Below are 15,777 nucleotides of genomic sequence, written 5' to 3' on the forward strand. Positions count from 1 at the left end.
CCGTGATGCCCCCGCGGTCACCCGGGCGGTCCCGAAACCTTCCCTGCGTCTTCCCCGCCTTCGAGGCCGGGTGTGCGGCGCATCCACACGTCCCGTTGTGGGAACGGAATCTCGATCCCTTCGCTGCGGAGCCTCTTGTGGATGTCCATGTACAGCTCGTGCGAGACCAGCCCGCGCTGAGAGGGGTGCTCCACCCAGCACAGCAACTCGAAATCCAGGCTGGAGTCGCCGAAGCCCCGCATCCGCGCCCGCGCTGCCGGATCCCGGCAGACCGATTCGTGGACTTGGGCCACGTCCTCCAACACGGCGACCACGTGGTCGACATCGGATCCGTAGGCCACGCCCACCTTGATCCGGATGCGGACCTTGGTCGACCGGCCTCCGGACTCGTTGACGACCTTGAAGTTCGCCATCTGTGAGTTCGGGACAATGATCTCAATGTCATCGCGGGTGAGTATGCGGGTCGAACGGATTCCCACCCTCGTGACTTCCCCCCGTTCGCCCGTGTCCAGCACGACGTAATCCCCCACCTTGTACGGTGTGTCGGCGATGATGAAAAAGCCGGCGAAGAGGTTTGCAAGGGTGTCCTTGGCCGCGAACCCCACGGCGATCCCGACCACGCCGGCGGAGGCCAGCCATGCGGTTGCGTCGATGTTCCAGATCTGGAGAAGTGCGTACGCCGCGATGGCGACGATCATCACCGTGGCGACCAAATCGAAGACCGGAATTGTGCGCTCCTCCACGATGGGGAAGCGGTGGCGGGCATAGCTCAGGATCGCGAGGCCGATGTGAGACGCCTGTAGCCCGACACGGATGAGCTGCAGCACCAGAAAGCTGACGACGACTTGCGTGAGAACGGTCGTCGCGCGTTCCCCGAACGGGAGGGTCTGCACGGCGGCCATCAAGCTCAGGTAGAGAATGAAGAGCGCCGCCACGAAGGCCCCGAGCCGCACCAACTTCTCGTCCAGGTCCGTTGCGGTCCGCCGCGCGACCTTGAGGCCCCAAAAGAGGACGAAGACTCGTGCGAGCACCGCGAAGCCCCCGCCCCCGAGCACGATCAGCGAGGCGAGCACGAACGGGTGCTCCGCGAAGAGAGCCCAGACTCCGAGCATCCAATCGGGAAGCCAGGTTGGCGGCGGCGCGGTCGGCTGAGAGACGTTCATCCCCCCATATTTTCTCAATCGTGCCGTCGTGGCAACCCGCCGCGCTCGTCGTATCCCTGCCCTTGCCGGCGACTGGGTCCCACCCCTACGGAGTTTGGAGGCGGAGCTGTTCGAGCACGGCGGTGAGACTGCTCGCCACCGCGTATTCGTTGGCGGGATTCGGGTCCGCTTCTCCTTTCACATGGAGGCCCACGGCCTTCATCGTGCCCGGGTCGTACCAGATCGCTCCGGAGTCGCCTTTCCAGGTGAGCTCGAGGTTTCCGGTGTTGGGGGTTTCCGGGACCAGATAAAAGGCGTTTCCCACCCCGTCGAAAGTATTTCCCAACCCTTCGACCCTTCCGCGCGTGATGGCGGTCGTCCGCCCCGATTTCTCGAGGATGTCGCCCAGCGCGGGCTCCCGGACTCCCGCTATGGCCTGACTTCGACCGAAGGGCCGGTTGTCGAAGGTGACCCCATCCTCGACTCGCGCGACGGCCGATCCGGTGAATCGGTCCCACCGAAGCAGCTTGGCGATGACCCTCCCCGGGTCGTCCCGCTTGGCCGGCTGGTAGACGGGGTCGCCGTTGTCGGGAAAAGTGTCCGAGGCGATCACATGGTCGGACGAGAGGAGGCACGGATCCCCGGACTGCTGATCGGTCACGAAAAGTCCGGCGGTGCCCGCCTCGCGGTCATCCCCAATGCTGATTCCCGGACGCAAATGATTCCGCGGGAGCCACCGGCGAGGATCCTTTACATAGTGTCCGGCCACGGAGCCGTCGTGGTTCGCGAATCGCGACACCAGGACGTCCACCTCCACGCCGTTGATCCGGTCCGGGAACGCCTCCCTGGCCTCGAGGTGGATCAGATCCACCTTTTCCCTCACATGGATGCGGACGCCGATGTCGGATGTCGCCTTGCCGCCGCGCCGGATGTATCCGACATCGATTGCGGTGACCTCCGGGCGGCCCAGGTACTTCGAGACGCATTCGTGATACGCCGCGACCGTCGCCTCGTCGATGCCGTTCACCGCAAAAAGCCGATTCATGGAAGGCTCCCCGATCGGTGAGAATGGTCAGCCGCCGAAGCGAACGGTCGCGAACGCGGAACCCCACCAATGGCTCCGCGGCTCACCCGCATCCCGAAACTCCGGTGACCGCGCGGCGATCATCACCCAGGTGAGTCCCACTCGCCGGCCCTTCACCAACATGGATCCCGACACGCCGGCCTCACCCTCCAGGATCCACGGCTCCGCTTCGACGGTCACCGTGCTCGTGCTGAACTGTCCCTCCAGAAGGGACTGGTGGCGCACCGCGCGTCCCCGCAACGCACCGAAGGCGAAGAGCTCACGATCCTCCCCACGATCCTCCTCAGCATCTCCCACCGCCTCGTTCTGCGAATTCAGAGGGTTCGAGGCCCATTGCCAAAACCTCGATTGGTACCAACCCGCCCGGAGGGAGAGACCGCCTTCGGCCGCGACGTAGTAGCCGAGCTGTCCCAGGGTGTGCCAGGCCCACTCCATGCGAGCACCGTCGGACTGGAAGCGGTCGTTGAAGAGGCGGGGGAGTCGCTGGTATTTGAAGGTGTACATCGCCGTGGGCTCCCCCCCCTCCGAGATCTGGTGCCTCCATCCGCGAGGGACGTCCGCGCCGATTCTCTCGTGGATCCAGGTCTGAACCTCCTCGGCGATGTCCAGCCCGAGCATCCCCAGGGTGAGATCGGAGGAGATCGCCCACCGTTCGTTGCGGTCCACCCGGATGCGCCGGGACGAGAGGAAGAGCAGGGAGCCGTACGGACGATCGTCGAAGATGGGGTCCGGATTCGCGAGCTCGTCCGGTGTAAACGCGGTCGTGCCGAAGGTCCAGGAATATTCCGAGATTCCCGTCCGGTCGTCGAGCCAGTTGGATGTCCACGCGAGCCCGGGAATCGTGCGGTCCATCGCCTCGCGGAGGAGCGGCACCAGGGCCGTCACGCGCCAGGGATTGAACACCGCGTCCACGTCGTATCCAAGCTCTCCCGCGAAGCCGAATCCCACTCCCATCGTGTAGTTCCGGTCCTCGTTTCGCGCCGGGAGGAGAAAGTCCTGTTCCGTGATCAGCGTGAATCCGGAGAAGACCTTCTGCGGGTCCACGCCCGAAGCGCCCCCGACCACGGGTTGCGCAGCGACTTCCTGGGAGAAGGGCCCGGCCAGAAGGCCCATGAGCAGGACGCCTTGGAGGAGTCTTCGCATCTTCCGCCTTCCAATAACATCCGGTCGTCCCGAGAGCAACGATTCTTTCGAAGTCCGGGGCTTCCCGGTGCCCCGACCCCCGAGCGAGCTTCCGGGGTGACCCCCTTCAAGATCTACGAGGAGCTGGCGCCCTGGTGGCCCCTCCTCTCCGCTCCCGGCGACTACGCCGAAGAGGCCGAGTTCTACCGGAATACGCTGCAGGCCAAGGCCTCCCTCGAAGTCCGCGATGTCCTCGAGCTCGGGTGCGGCGGCGGAAACAACGCTTCACACATGAAGAGCCATTTCCAACTGACGCTCGTGGACATCGCACCGGGAATGGTCGCCGTCAGCCGCGCCCTGAATCCGGAGTGCGAGCATATCGAGGGGGACATGAGGACGGTTCGGCTCGACCGGACCTTCGATGCCGTCTTCGTGCACGACGCGGTCGTGTACATGGTCACGGAGGTGGATCTGCGCCGGGTGATGGAAACCGCCTACGTCCACACGAAGCCGGGCGGCGCCGTTCTCTTCGCGCCCGATCATGTGCGCGAGACCTTTCGCCCCGCGACCGACCACGGGGGCGAGGACGGGGAAGGGCGGAGTCTCCGCTTTCTCGAGTGGAGCTGGGATCCGGATCCGGCGGACACCGAGGTCCAGGTCGAATACGTGCTCGTGCTACGAGAAGGCGAGTCCCTCCGCGTGGTGCATGACCGGCACATTGAGGGACTCTTCCCACGGACACTCTGGCTCCAGGCGATGCGAGACGCGGGATTCGAGGCGGAATGTATTCCCTTCGATCACTCCGAGCTCGAGCCGGGTACCTACGAGGTGTTCTTAGGGCGGCGGCCCCTTTCTGCGGGTGCATGAAAGCGTTTCAGCTGAAACGCGTGGGCGGGACGATGAGGGATTGGGCCAGGGTCCTGGCCCGCAGAGTCCGTTCCCGCAGCTTGGCTTCAATGTCAGAATATCGGATATTCTGACATACGGAGGTGGTCCATGGGAATCTCGGAGTCCGGCAAAATCGGTAAGCGCGGCACCTTCGTCATTCCGGCCTCGCTCCGGAGGGAATTCGGGTTGGACGAGGGGTCCGAGGTAATCGCCGAAGACTCGCCCCAGGGAATCCTGATTCGTCCGGCCGTCACGCTCCTCGTTGAAGTCTACTCGCCTGAGCGCCGGGCAGAGTTCCTGCTCTCCAACGCGGTGGATGGGAAGGACTACCTCGCCGCGCGCGAAGTGGTGACGGAGATGGGCCTCGATCCGGACCGCGTCCCCCGCGACCGGCCGTAATTGCCGTTGGACGGTCTCTTCCTCGACGCCAACGTCCTCTTTTCGGCGGCATACAGGGCGGACGCCGGCGTGACCCGGCTCTGGAGAATCGAAGGGATCACGATTCTCTCGTCCACCTACGCGGTGGAAGAGGCAGGACGGAATCTCGAGGATGCCGAGCAACGAACGAGACTCGGCCGACTCCTTCAAGGGACGACGGTGGTCGCGCAGGCAGTCCTCCCCGAAGCGCTGATCGGAACCACGGGACTCCCCGCGGGCGACGAAGCCATCCTCGCGGGCGCCCTGGCCTCGAACGCAACACATCTCATCACTGGAGATCGGCGGCATTTCGGGCGCTTTTTCGGAAAGTCCCCCTCGGCGTGATCGTTCTTCCTCCCGGACTGGTTCTCGCCTCGCCCGGGGACCGGACCCAAGTCTTTCGAGGTCCCGGGAGTCGTCGTCCTGGGACTATTCACCGACCCCGCCGGGAATCGGATGGGGCTCGTCGAGATGGAGGGGGAGCGCGCCAGGATTCCCTGACCACTATCGGTCCCGCGATCACGCACGTGATGGCGTGCTCCCCCCGGTTTCCCGGGCTCCTGCGTGGAACAGAACCTACACCAGACCCTCCTCCTTAAGGATCGCGCGCGCCCGGAGGAGTGCTTGGTCGGGTTCCCCCTCGAGAGAAAGCTCGCGGGTGAACGAGGCCGTGGAAGGTGACGGTGCCTCCCAATCTCGCGCCATCTTCTCATGGATGCTCCAGTTCGCATCCGAAGTATCGGAAGACCGCTTTGCGAGCCGACTGCGAGCTTCCGCCGGCCCGGCCGAACAGTGCAGGAAGAGGACGGCGACACCGAGACTCCGCGCCGTTTCCAGAAACGAGACCCGGTGGCGCTCCCGCCGGAACGAGCCTTCCACGACGACCCGGCCCCCGCTCCAGAGAATCTCCCGCGCCCGGCGCTCGCACTCGAGGTAGGTTCTCTCGTTCCACTCCGCGGAGTAGATCCCGCCGCCGTACTCCTCTACGCCGGCGCCCTCGGCGCCGGCTGCCGCCGCCAGCTCCTTCCGGACCCGGTCCGTATCAATCCAGTGGAACCCCGATGCGCCGGCGAGAGCCTGCGACACGGTGCTCTTCCCCACACCCGGGAGGCCGTGCACGATGACGAGGGCGGGCCGATCCGAAGGCCGGGACAATCGCAGGAGCGCGCGGAAGAAATGCCGGGTCGCGATTGCCGCGGCTTCGGCTCGCGCGCCGGCGCCAAGAAGCTCGTCCTCGGACTGGAGGCAACGGACCTTCCCCCTCACCACGTCCCGGTACGAGACGTAGTACGGGAGAAGCTCGGACCCTTCCGAATCGTTCGCCGCTGTGAAGTACGCCCGAGAGAACGCAGCGGCGAGATCGGTTCGGCCGATGAACTCCAGCTCCATCACCAGGAAGGCGATGTCCGACACGGGATCGGCCCACCGGAACCGCTCGTTGAACTCGATGCAGTCGATGATCACGAACTCGGCCTCGCCGGAACGGGACGCATCCGCGCTCCCCCGTTCCGAGCGCCCAGGAACTCCCGGGGGAAGCAGATAGACGTGGTCTAAACGGAGGTCGCCGTGGATCTCCCGCGCCACCCCTTCCCGGGCGCGTCGCTCGATCAGGGCGCGCCGTCGCTCCAATTCCCCGGCCATGAGGGTCTTGAGCATCTCGAAGACCGGCACGGAGATCGTCCGACCGATGAACTTCTCGATCTGCTCGAAGTTCTCGCGGTCGTTCCTCCACACGTTCTCCCAACCCGCGCACTCCGAGATCCTGCTCCCGCGCTCGGCGGCGGCGTGGAAGCGCGCGAGCCGCCCGGCCAGGCGCTGGAGCTCGCCCGGTCCGACTCGGTCACTTTTAATCAGCGCGCCCAGCCTCCGGTCCCCGGGGAGGCGAACCATGCGAACTGCCCACTCCAGGACCTGGCCCCCCGGGTCCGCCGTCGGGGACTCGACGACTTCCACGGAGGCTCGCACGACGCCCTCGTCCAATACCACGGGCACGACGCCCTCGTACACCCCCGGAGCCAGGCGCCGGTTGAGCCGGACCTCCTCGTGGCAGAAGCGGCGCCGATCTTCCAGCGAGGTGAAGTCGAGAAAGCCCAGGTTCTTTGGCCTCTTGAGCTTGTATGCCAGGCGGTCAACGAGGAAGACCACGGAGATGTGCGTCTGGACGCACTCGACCGTTGCCGCCGGGCCCGGGTAGGCGCCGGGATCGGACAGCGCTCGAACGAGCTCCTCAAAGGAAAGGACGGCCATGTCGGAGGAATATGGAGCGGAGGGGAGGGCGGACCAGTCCCCGGGCCCGAGGGATCGGGGCAAGACGCCCACCGCCCCCGACGAGCAGATCTTCCTCGATGGACCCCGGAGCCGGACGGCCGAACCCCTCCGGGTCCTCCGGATCGGTGGGGAGTTCATCGCCGGCTTCCGCGCGCTCCACTTCCTGGGCCCCTGCGTCACCGTCTTCGGCTCCGCCCGAGCGGCGGAGGGCGATCCTGATGGGGGTCGAACATTGAACGCCCCTGTTCGACTTCATGCACGGGCGCCTGGTCGCTCCCGGGGCCATCAACGGGCAGGTCCTGGACGTTTTCTTTTTCACCGACTCGCCGGAGGAGGCCGTACGTCACCTCCGCCTTACGGTCATGGCTTCGCTCCAGTCCCCCATGCGAGACAGCTCGCCGCGTCGCACTCCTTCTATGCCCTCCACGATATCGTGCGAGGGCGCTGCCTCGCGGCACGGTTCAGGTGGCGCGCATGCGGATCCCACGGACTATGGCGTAACCGTAATCCGGTTCTCGATCTCCGACACGCCCGGCGCCGCCCAGGCCGCCTGTTGCGCTTCTTCCCGCTCCGCCCACGACCGAACGCTTCCGTGGAGGATCACCTTGCCGTCGCTCGCCTGCACGCGGACCCGGCGGGCGTCGATCTCGGCGCTGCGCCGAAAGGCCGCCTCGATCTTGTCCTTGACGTCCTTCGGTGTGACGCGCGCCATGATCGTGATGTTGTTGGACACGCCGTTGACGCCCATCAGAAAGCGGACCGCGTTCATGGCAGCCTCCTTGTGGAACTGCCACTTGACCTCGCCGTCGAGCGTGACCCATCCGTCGTCGACCAGGACCTTGATGCCTTTGTCCGGCACGGAGTAGTTGGCCTCGAGGGCGCTGACGCAGGCATGAGCGATGTCCTCGTCGGTCCGCCTGGCGCTGCCGGGCAGCTGGACGTCCAGCTCGTCGGCCACCGCCTTGACGCTGTAGACGCGCTTGGCCGCCTTCTCAGCCGCGTACTTCTCCGCGTAGGAAGGGACGTGGCCGCTGAGGGTCACGACGCCGTCCTTGACGCCAACGCCGATGTGGGCCTCGTTGACGCTCGGTTCCCACTTCAGCTCATTCTCCACATCGCGTTTAAGCTCGCTGTCGCTCTTCATTGCTCTTCGTCCTGTGTGAGGGGTGATCGTCGGTGACCGCGACGCGCTTCAGGTGGCCTGCACCGGAATCTTCCGTCCTTTCGCCTCGGGACGCTTCTGGATCCGGACCTTCAGGACTCCCTGGTGAAAGTCCGCCTTGATCTTCTCGGGGTCGGCGGGCGACGGCAGCGTGAAGCTGCGCTCGAACGCGCCGTACTGGCGCTCCGCGATTCGGACACGCTGATCGCCGCGCTCGGTCTCTACCTTCCTCTCGCCCCTGACCGAGAGGATGTTTCCGTCCATCTCGATGTCCACGTCCTTGGGCTCGATCCCGGGAAGCTCGGCGGTGAGGACGTACTCGCCGTTCTGCTCCGCAAAGTCGACGCGAGGAGCCCAGATTGAGCCCTCGCCAGCCGAGGCTGCCCAGGGGAGGTTCCGAGCCAGACGGTGCATCTGGTCCTCCAGGAGATCGAAGTCGGGCCAGGTGGGAAGAAAGCCGCTGTCGCGACGCCGAAGGGTGGGTAGGAGTTGCATTGGATACCTCCGCAGTAACTAGGTGAGTGTCCCGCGCCGCTGGGGCGACAGCCCGCGGTCGCGGTATGGATCAGTGCGAGAGACGTGCCAGGCCACGGCGAGTGAGGGACGCCCATAGAGCTGCTGCAAGAGACCGCTTCGGTGGGGGCGGCGACGTGGGATCGCCATTCGTGGCAGGGACAATGCGTCCCGGGAGTGAGACGAGCCGACCCGTGCGCGAGCGTCGTCCGGTTCAGAGCCCGCTTGGAAGGGCGATCGCGAGCGCCGGAAGTTGTGTGAGCGCGAGGTCGTCCGGATACTCCACGTAACCGCTTATCGCTACGGCGGACACTTTGACCCCCAACCGGGGCCGCCTCACGGGCCATCTCGTCCCAGGCTCAAGGTCGGAAGCTCGCCGGATGTGGTGTCCGGGGCGACCGGGCGGGACGCCGCTCTGGCACTGTCGTTGCGTTGAGGGCGACGCGCCCGTTGCCGCTTCAGCACGAACGAACCTCATTCCGGAATGGCCTCATGCAAAGCGAGATCCGACTCTTCGCCCTCGGAGAGAGCGGGGCGTTCGGAGAACGGATGGGCCGTGCCCTGGGCATTCCCCTTAGCGAGCACGAAATGCGGGACTTCGAGGACGGCGAGCACAAGGGGCGTCCCCTCGAGAACGTCCGCGGTCGCGACGTGTTCGTCGTGTACTCGCTCTACGGAGAGCCGGGCCGGAGCGTGAACGACAAGCTCTGCCGGCTCCTTTTCTTCCTAGGTGCGCTCCGCGACGCCGCGGCCGGCCGTGTGACGGCAGTCGTTCCCTACCTGTGCTACGCACGAAAGGACGCGAAGACGAAGCCCCGGGACCCGGTCACGACGCGGTACGTGGCCTCCCTGTTCGACGCCGTCGGAGCGGACCGCGTGATCACGATGGACGTGCATAACGTGGCGGCCTTTCAGAACGCCTTTCGCGTCAGGACCGAGCACCTGGAGGCCAGCGCGCTCATTCTCGGTCACCTCGAGGGGCACTTCCGTGGAAAGGACATCGCCGTCGTGTCGCCGGACGTGGGCGGGGTCAAGCGAGCGGAGCGCTTCGGCGAAGCTCTCGCTCGCCGTCTCGGGCAACCCGTGTCGCGTGCCTTCATGGACAAGCGGAGGAGTGAGGGCGTGGTCACCGGAGACGTGCTCGTGGGCCCCGTGGAGGGACGGACCACCCTTCTCGTGGACGATCTGATCGGGACCGGAACCACTATCGGGCGAGCGGCCCGCGCATGCCTGGCAGCCGGTGCCCGAGAGGTGTGGGTGGCGGCTACTCACGGCCTGTTCCTCGAAGGTGCGGCGGAGGTCGTGGCCGATCCGAGCATCGCCCGGTTGGTGATAGCAGACACCGTTCCGCCGTTTCGGCTCGATCCGGATCTCGTGCGCCGGAAGGTGGACATCCTCGACTCGGCAGCGATGTTCGCGGAAGCGATCCGGAGAATACACGAGGGGGGATCGATCGTGGAGCTTCTCGAGAGCTGATGGAGAGTCAACCATGAACCACCTGTTCTGGGATCGGCGGGAAGCGGGACGGAGGCTCGGACACCTCTTCGCCCGAAGAACGGACTTGCGGGAGCCCGTGGTCCTGGCGCTGCCGAGGGGAGGCGTCCCCGTCGGGCTCGAGATCGCACGGGCCCTTCGGGCTCCCCTGGACGTCCTCATCGTCCGCAAGCTCGGTCACCCCAGACAGCCGGAGCTCGCCGTGGGAGCCATCGCTTCGGGCGGCGTGAGGGTAATGAACGCGGAGGTGGCGCTGGAGGCCCCGGTTTCCGAGGCCGATCTGGACGCCGTCGTCCGCCGGGAGACCCGTGAGCTCGAGCGGCGGGACCGGGCGTACCGCGGCGAGCGACCTCCGATCGACGTCAGAGGCCGAACGGTCATTCTCGCGGATGACGGCGTTGCGACCGGTTCGTCCATGCTGGCGGCCATCCGTGCGTTACGGCTATCGGAGCCGGTATCCATCGTCGTGGCGGTACCCGTTGCTCCCCAGGACACGGTCACCCGTCTGGAGCGCGAGGCGGACGAAGTCGTGTGCCTCGCCTCTCCGGAGCCATTATACGCGATCAGCGTCTGGTACCAGTCGTTTCCACAGGTCGATGATGTCCAGGTACGCGACATCCTGGATCTCTGGGCGGCGGAGATCGCGGAAGCCGAAGCGACCGAGGCGCGGGAGGAAAGCTCTGGAGTCGAGCGTCCTTAGACGGGGGGCCCCGTCCGTGCGACGAGGTGCTCCACGAACCACTCGCAGGCGAGACGCGCGACCTCATCGAGCGCCCCGGGTTCCTCGAACAGGTGGGTGGCTCCCGCCACGATGACGAGGCGCTTCTTGCCAGGGATCGGAGCGACGGCCTGGCGGTTCAACTCGATGACCTCGGTGTCCCTTCCGCCCACGATGAGAAGGGTCGCGGCCCGGACGTCACGGAGGACCAGCACCGCCAGGTCGGGCCGGCCGCCGCGCGACACGATCGCATGAACTTCATGGGGCCGTCGGGCCGCCGCCACCAGCGCCGCGGCGGCTCCCGTGCTGGCCCCGAACAGGCCGATCGGGAGCCCGGCCGTGTCATCGTCTCCCGCGAGCCAATCGACGACTCGCACCATACGATCCGAGAGCAGGCCGATGTCGAAGCGGAGATGGCCCGTCCTGAGATCGACCGCCTCTTCTTCTTCGGTGAGGAGGTCGATGAGGAGGGTTCCGAGGTCCCCCTCGCGAAGCTGCTCTGCGACGCGTCGGTTCCGGGGGCTCTTCCGGCTGCTCCCACTTCCGTGCGCGAAGGCGACCACGCCTGTTGCCCCGACAGGAACATCGAGGTCTCCATGCATGACGCGTGGCCCGGCATCCAATGGGATCTGTATGTCCCTCCTCGTTTCCGGATGGGGACGACCCAAAACCGTCCTCCCCATTCGCTTTCGCTCCCCTGTCGCCATTTCGAGTCCTCCTGCAACGTCCCTCTCCATACGACCTCGGAACACCCGGATCCCATGGAAGAATCGAGCCAGGACCTCTCCGCCAAGGTCGCCTTCCTGCTTCGGCCGGACAGCTACCTTCCGCAACCTTCGACCGTGGCCTCGGTGGAAACGCACATGGCCTGGGTCTTCCTGGCCGGGGAGTTCGCCTACAAGCTGAAGAAGCCGGTCCGGTACGACTTCTTGGACTACGGCACGGTCGAGGCGCGCCGCTGGAGCTGTGAGGAAGAGCTTCGGCTGAACCGGCGGCTGGCCCCGACGGTCTACCTGGGGGTAGTGCCCCTGACCTTGGGTCAGGACGGGGGGCTGGTCCTGGGGGATAGGGGTCGCGTCGTGGACTGGCTCGTGCACATGCGCCGCCTCCCGGCGGAGCTCTCCCTCGATCGCGTGATCGCCGCGGGACCGGTCCCCGACCGATGCATCGCCGCCGCCGCCTTGAAGATGGCCGGGTTCTACCGGGACGCCGCGCCGGTGCTCCTGTCTCCCGATCGGTATCGGGACCGCTTCCAAGCCGAGATTGTGGAGAACCTGCGCGAGCTCGGGGATCCGTCCTTCGACATGCCGAAGTCCCTCCTCCAAGAGCTGGCGGGAGCGCAGGAGGGCTTCCTCCAAGACCGCGCGGCGATCCTGGACCGTCGGGTCGCCGACGGACGCATCGTCGAGGCCCACGGGGATCTTCGCCCGGAGCACATCTACCTGGAGGCGGACCCGTCGATCATCGACTGCCTCGAGTTCGATCGCGAGCTCCGCTTCCTCGACCCGGCGGACGAGCTCTCGTTCCTCACCGTGGAGTGCGACCGGCTGGGACAGGCTTCCGTGGGCCGGCGATTCCTTCAGACCTACGCACGGGTCGCCGAAGACGATCCTCCCGCGGAGCTCCTACGGTTTTACGGGAGCTTCCGAGCCTTCCTCAGGGCGAGAATCGCGATCCGCCACCTGCGGGACGGCGACGTGCGGGATCCGTCTCGCTGGCCGGCCCGAGCGCTCGAGTACCTTCGGTTCGCCCGCAAGTACCTCCCGGACCAATGACGGATGCCGGCGAGCTCACCAGCCGAGCGCGAAGCGGTCGTCGCGCTCCACGACTTCGTGGCCGAACCGCCGGCACTCACGGCTCATCGTCTCTCGAATCCAGGCCCGATCCACGGCGGACGCGCGCTTCAATTGAAAGCGACGGATCTGGAGGGGGACCATCTCCACCCCGACGAGTGCTCCGGCGCTGGTGTCGAACGTCGGGAAGTACATGAGCACGAGGTCGCCGCGAAACTCGGCATGATCGCGGATTCCCTCGTAGTCGTTCACGAGCTCTCCACATCCGTAAAAGATGGGCCGGTCGTGATGGATCTCGATCGCCTTCGGATGGTGCGAGGAGTGTCCGTGGACCGCGTTGATCGAAGCATGATCGATCAGGTGGTGGGCGAAGCTTCGGTGATGAACGTCGATGTCGTAGCCCCAGTTGGACCCCCAATGAATGGTCGCGATGGCGAGGTCCCCTGGACGCTTCGAGGCCTCCACCCGGCGAGCGATCGCGTCAACGGTCCTTCGGGACAGCTCGGAAAGCAGATTCACGCCCGGTCTGCCGGCCCCGGCACTCCACTCCGGAGGGACGCCGCAGTCGTCCGTGCAGAACGAGAAGACGAGGATCCTCCTCTCGGGCTCGAGGTTCAGAACTGCGGGCGCTCGCGCGGATTCAAGGTCCCGTCCCGCCCCGCACGCGTGGATCTTCGCCGCCTCCAGGGTATCCAGCGTCTCCACGAGCCCGGCCTCGCCCCAGTCGAGCACGTGGTTGTTGGCCATTGAGCAGCAGTCGACCCCCGCCGCACGGAGAACCGGCACGTTGTCCGGATGCATGCGGTAGTTGATCCCCTTGGGGAGCGGTTGCTCGCTCGTGGTGATGCTGGTCTCCAGGTTCACGATCCGCGCGGCCGGACCCATCTGCTCGAGGATCTCCAGCGCATCTCCCCAGACGTACGAGTGGTCGACCGGCGCGGAAACGGGTCCGTTCTTCCGTTCCGCCATCTGCACGTAGTCGAGGGCCGAAATCACGAACGGCTCGTGGAGTCGCGGGGCAGAGGGATGTGGGAGGATCTGGTCCACCCCCCGCCCGGTCATCACGTCGCCGCCAAAGAAGAGCTTGAGTCGGTGGGTATCGGTCATGAGTGGCGCACGAGCGCAACCACTGTGCCAGACGTGAACACCGCGGAACACGTTCGGCGCGTCGTGCGGGTCGCGTCTCGCGGGACTCCGTCGGGCACGGATCCGCTCCACTTCGAACGGACATATTGGCCCGCATTGGGACACCGAATTGGGTCGTCTCGTCCGGTCGCCCGCTTCGGGAGCCACTCCGAAGACCGCTCGGATCCCGGGCGCCGTCTCGAACAACGGGCGTGGCACGGTCGTTGCAAATTCTTCAGGGCGAGCGGGGAGGACATTCGTTCTTCCTCGTCGAAGGCCCGAAGGGAGCAATTCCGGAGGGTCCGTGCGTCGGGAGTTCGGTGCTCGGCGCACCGGTCGTGAGGTCGCTGGACACGACCGAGTCCCACGGCCGAGGGGACACCTGGATCGCGGAAACGCGACGAGGGCAAGGAAGCAGACCCGGTCCGTCGCACGAGGCGGATGCCGAAACGAAATGGGTCCGCTTTTCGCCAGCGGGAGGGGGTCTCAGGAAGGCGCGTGTAACCTTCCCGAGGCCCCCTATCTTATTGAATGGAGCCGACCCGCATCGTTTTCAGGTCCTTTGGGCGAAGGTCGCCTGCCGCACCGGCCGGCGGGATTCGGGCCAGTCCTCGAGTACGGACGATCCACCCTGCCGTCTTCTCCCACTACCACGGCACGGCGAAGCCATCAGGATGAGACTAGGCTGTGGCATGTCGGTTGCAAGGTCCAAGGGGTGCGAGCAGCAAGGCCCGAATTCGACAATCACATGGGAGCAAGAGATGGCCGTCTGTGAAACGTGCGGAAACGATTACCACCGCTCCTTCGAGGTGACCACTGTGCACGGGGTTCACGTATTCGACTCCTTTGAGTGCGCGATCCAGAAGCTGGCGCCGCTGTGCGCGCGCTGTGGGGTGCGAGTCGTGGGGCACGGCGTCGAGGCAGGGCCGGCCATCTACTGCTGCGCCCACTGCGCGCGCAAGTCCGGAACGACGGGAATCGTGGACCACCTGGGAATCCTGGACCATGCGTGAGTCAGCAGACGACGGCTGAGAGGATCCTTGCGGTTTGCATGCGGGTCGCGGGACTCACGCCCGGGTGCCCTCGGCGGAGCCTTGATCGGGACAAGTATCCTGCGGTTGTCAGTGGTCGAACACCTGGCTGCGTATGAGACGCCGCATGGCAGCTACCGCGACGCGAATGACATTGCGCTCTCCGATGGCGAGATCGTCAGGCATTATGTGTTCCTCGTGGGCCCGCCTGGCCACGACACCCGTTACACACCCCCCTCGCAACCCAAATGCTGCGCACATCGTCAGAATGGTGGCCGATTCCATCTCGTAGTTCAGTACGTTTAGCTTGGCAAGCTCGTCGGTCTGACCCCGGAAGCGCCTCAGCACGTGTCCCGCGTAGGAGTCATGCCGTTCCTGCCCGGGATAAAAAGTGTCACTGGATGCCGTAACGCCGACGTGATGCGGGATTCCTTCCGCTTGGGCCGCCTCCACCAGCGCTCCAACGACTTCGTGGTGAGCCACGGCGGGGTACTCGATCGGAGCGTAGTGCGTGGAGGCTCCATCCATCCGAACGGCACCGGTCGTGATGACGATGTCTCCGACGGCAACACCTTGCCGTATGGCCCCGGTTGTTCCGACCCGAAGGAACGTGTCGACTCCGAGCTGGGCGAGCTCGTCGACCGCGATGGAAGCGGAGGGGCCGCCGATGCCCGTCGAGGTAACCAGAACCTGCCGACCCTCCATCCTTCCGCGGAAGCTTCGATATTCCCGCTTCCAGGCCAACTCTCGAGCCCCGTCGTCGAAGGCTCTGGCGATCGTCGGGACACGTCCGGGGTCACCCGGCAGCAGGGCGTGACGGGCTTGCGCGATCGCATCATCGTCCAGATCGAGGTGATAGACGTGCTTCAACGATTTCCCCTGCTGCAGGAGGCGCACTGTTTCTCGTAGAGCTGCAGTGGCCACATTACCCCGCGGCCGCGAGGAATTCCACGTGGAAGTGTGCAAGCGCAGCGTCGCTCAGTCTCGCTCCCCATCGCTCAGGGAAGCCCCGCCGGAACC

17 protein-coding genes are annotated in these 15,777 nt (G+C 65.8%); 7 read left to right on the forward strand and 10 right to left on the reverse strand.

Annotated features, from left to right (window positions below):
* Positions 1 to 17: 17 nt before the first annotated feature.
* From WEG36_07440 to WEG36_07450, 3 genes are all read right to left on the reverse strand, one after another.
* Complete coding sequence (locus WEG36_07440) at positions 18 to 1,163, reverse strand: mechanosensitive ion channel family protein (protein ID MEX1257434.1); 1,146 nt, start codon at positions 1,161 to 1,163, stop codon at positions 18 to 20.
* Positions 1,164 to 1,248: 85 nt separating this feature from the next.
* Complete coding sequence (locus tag WEG36_07445; GenBank protein MEX1257435.1) at positions 1,249 to 2,187, reverse strand: hypothetical protein; 939 nt, start codon at positions 2,185 to 2,187, stop codon at positions 1,249 to 1,251.
* A 27-nt stretch (positions 2,188 to 2,214) separates the two neighbouring features.
* Positions 2,215 to 3,369 (reverse strand): lipid A deacylase LpxR family protein, encoded by a 1,155-nt coding sequence (locus tag WEG36_07450; GenBank protein ID MEX1257436.1) that lies wholly within the window; start codon positions 3,367 to 3,369, stop codon positions 2,215 to 2,217.
* A 96-nt stretch (positions 3,370 to 3,465) separates the two neighbouring features.
* On the opposite strand from WEG36_07450, the gene WEG36_07455 reads away from it, so the two are divergent.
* From WEG36_07455 to WEG36_07465, 3 genes are all read left to right on the forward strand, one after another.
* Positions 3,466 to 4,215, forward strand: coding sequence for a class I SAM-dependent methyltransferase (locus WEG36_07455; protein MEX1257437.1), 750 nt, complete (start codon positions 3,466 to 3,468; stop codon positions 4,213 to 4,215).
* A gap of 129 nt (positions 4,216 to 4,344) precedes the next feature.
* The gene (locus tag WEG36_07460) at positions 4,345 to 4,635 is read left to right on the forward strand and encodes an AbrB/MazE/SpoVT family DNA-binding domain-containing protein (protein MEX1257438.1); all 291 of its coding nucleotides are present in this window, start codon (positions 4,345 to 4,347) and stop codon (positions 4,633 to 4,635) included.
* A gap of 6 nt (positions 4,636 to 4,641) precedes the next feature.
* Positions 4,642 to 4,998: a DNA-binding protein gene (locus WEG36_07465; protein MEX1257439.1), complete on the forward strand. Its 357-nt coding sequence runs from the start codon at positions 4,642 to 4,644 to the stop codon at positions 4,996 to 4,998.
* A gap of 231 nt (positions 4,999 to 5,229) precedes the next feature.
* On the opposite strand, the gene WEG36_07470 is transcribed toward WEG36_07465, so the two are convergent.
* From WEG36_07470 to WEG36_07485, 4 genes are all read right to left on the reverse strand, one after another.
* A complete protein-coding gene (locus tag WEG36_07470; GenBank protein MEX1257440.1) occupies positions 5,230 to 6,963 on the reverse strand; it encodes an AAA family ATPase in 1,734 nt (577 codons plus the stop codon).
* Positions 6,964 to 7,411: 448 nt separating this feature from the next.
* Positions 7,412 to 8,065: a BON domain-containing protein gene (locus WEG36_07475; protein MEX1257441.1), complete on the reverse strand. Its 654-nt coding sequence runs from the start codon at positions 8,063 to 8,065 to the stop codon at positions 7,412 to 7,414.
* 48 nt (positions 8,066 to 8,113) lie between these two features.
* Complete coding sequence (locus tag WEG36_07480; protein MEX1257442.1) at positions 8,114 to 8,578, reverse strand: Hsp20/alpha crystallin family protein; 465 nt, start codon at positions 8,576 to 8,578, stop codon at positions 8,114 to 8,116.
* Positions 8,579 to 8,810: 232 nt separating this feature from the next.
* Positions 8,811 to 8,936 (reverse strand): hypothetical protein, encoded by a 126-nt coding sequence (locus tag WEG36_07485; protein ID MEX1257443.1) that lies wholly within the window; start codon positions 8,934 to 8,936, stop codon positions 8,811 to 8,813.
* A 152-nt stretch (positions 8,937 to 9,088) separates the two neighbouring features.
* On the opposite strand from WEG36_07485, the gene WEG36_07490 reads away from it, so the two are divergent.
* Positions 9,089 to 10,072, forward strand: coding sequence for a ribose-phosphate pyrophosphokinase (locus WEG36_07490; GenBank protein ID MEX1257444.1), 984 nt, complete (start codon positions 9,089 to 9,091; stop codon positions 10,070 to 10,072).
* Positions 10,073 to 10,085: 13 nt separating this feature from the next.
* Positions 10,086 to 10,790, forward strand: coding sequence for a phosphoribosyltransferase (locus WEG36_07495; protein ID MEX1257445.1), 705 nt, complete (start codon positions 10,086 to 10,088; stop codon positions 10,788 to 10,790).
* Here WEG36_07495 and WEG36_07500 read toward each other — a convergent pair.
* Positions 10,787 to 11,410: a hypothetical protein gene (locus tag WEG36_07500; GenBank protein ID MEX1257446.1), complete on the reverse strand. Its 624-nt coding sequence runs from the start codon at positions 11,408 to 11,410 to the stop codon at positions 10,787 to 10,789. The genes WEG36_07495 and WEG36_07500 overlap by 4 nt on opposite strands.
* A gap of 159 nt (positions 11,411 to 11,569) precedes the next feature.
* Here WEG36_07500 and WEG36_07505 point away from each other — a divergent pair, with 159 nt between their 5' ends.
* Entirely contained in the window at positions 11,570 to 12,583 is a 1,014-nt protein-coding gene (locus WEG36_07505; protein ID MEX1257447.1) for a hypothetical protein, read from the forward strand.
* A gap of 15 nt (positions 12,584 to 12,598) precedes the next feature.
* Here the strand turns inward: WEG36_07505 and WEG36_07510 are convergent, their stop codons facing one another.
* A complete protein-coding gene (locus tag WEG36_07510; GenBank protein ID MEX1257448.1) occupies positions 12,599 to 13,708 on the reverse strand; it encodes a CapA family protein in 1,110 nt (369 codons plus the stop codon).
* 779 nt (positions 13,709 to 14,487) lie between these two features.
* Here WEG36_07510 and WEG36_07515 point away from each other — a divergent pair.
* Positions 14,488 to 14,739 (forward strand): hypothetical protein, encoded by a 252-nt coding sequence (locus WEG36_07515; GenBank protein ID MEX1257449.1) that lies wholly within the window; start codon positions 14,488 to 14,490, stop codon positions 14,737 to 14,739.
* Positions 14,740 to 14,847: 108 nt separating this feature from the next.
* Here the strand turns inward: WEG36_07515 and udp are convergent, their stop codons facing one another.
* Complete coding sequence (gene udp / locus WEG36_07520; GenBank protein ID MEX1257450.1) at positions 14,848 to 15,627, reverse strand: uridine phosphorylase; 780 nt, start codon at positions 15,625 to 15,627, stop codon at positions 14,848 to 14,850.
* Positions 15,628 to 15,777: the final 150 nt, after the last annotated feature.

It is taken from the genome of Gemmatimonadota bacterium (genome assembly GCA_040882465.1).
Classification (GTDB): Bacteria; Gemmatimonadota; Gemmatimonadetes; order Longimicrobiales; family Gaopeijiaceae; genus JBBEBG01.

What these genes read in the sequence shown, in the direction of transcription:
- WEG36_07440 (MEX1257434.1), bottom strand. Translation starts at nt 1,163, where the DNA reads ATGAACGTCTCTCAGCCGACCGCGCCGCCGCCAACCTGGCTTCCCGAT.
- WEG36_07445 (MEX1257435.1), bottom strand. Translation starts at nt 2,187, where the DNA reads ATGAATCGGCTTTTTGCGGTGAACGGCATCGACGAGGCGACGGTCGCG.
- WEG36_07450 (MEX1257436.1), bottom strand. Translation starts at nt 3,369, where the DNA reads ATGCGAAGACTCCTCCAAGGCGTCCTGCTCATGGGCCTTCTGGCCGGG.
- WEG36_07460 (MEX1257438.1), top strand. Translation starts at nt 4,345, where the DNA reads ATGGGAATCTCGGAGTCCGGCAAAATCGGTAAGCGCGGCACCTTCGTC.
- WEG36_07475 (MEX1257441.1), bottom strand. Translation starts at nt 8,065, where the DNA reads ATGAAGAGCGACAGCGAGCTTAAACGCGATGTGGAGAATGAGCTGAAG.
- WEG36_07480 (MEX1257442.1), bottom strand. Translation starts at nt 8,578, where the DNA reads ATGCAACTCCTACCCACCCTTCGGCGTCGCGACAGCGGCTTTCTTCCC.
- WEG36_07490 (MEX1257444.1), top strand. Translation starts at nt 9,089, where the DNA reads ATGCAAAGCGAGATCCGACTCTTCGCCCTCGGAGAGAGCGGGGCGTTC.
- WEG36_07495 (MEX1257445.1), top strand. Translation starts at nt 10,086, where the DNA reads ATGAACCACCTGTTCTGGGATCGGCGGGAAGCGGGACGGAGGCTCGGA.
- WEG36_07500 (MEX1257446.1), bottom strand. Translation starts at nt 11,410, where the DNA reads ATGCATGGAGACCTCGATGTTCCTGTCGGGGCAACAGGCGTGGTCGCC.
- WEG36_07505 (MEX1257447.1), top strand. Translation starts at nt 11,570, where the DNA reads ATGGAAGAATCGAGCCAGGACCTCTCCGCCAAGGTCGCCTTCCTGCTT.
- WEG36_07510 (MEX1257448.1), bottom strand. Translation starts at nt 13,708, where the DNA reads ATGACCGATACCCACCGACTCAAGCTCTTCTTTGGCGGCGACGTGATG.
- WEG36_07515 (MEX1257449.1), top strand. Translation starts at nt 14,488, where the DNA reads ATGGCCGTCTGTGAAACGTGCGGAAACGATTACCACCGCTCCTTCGAG.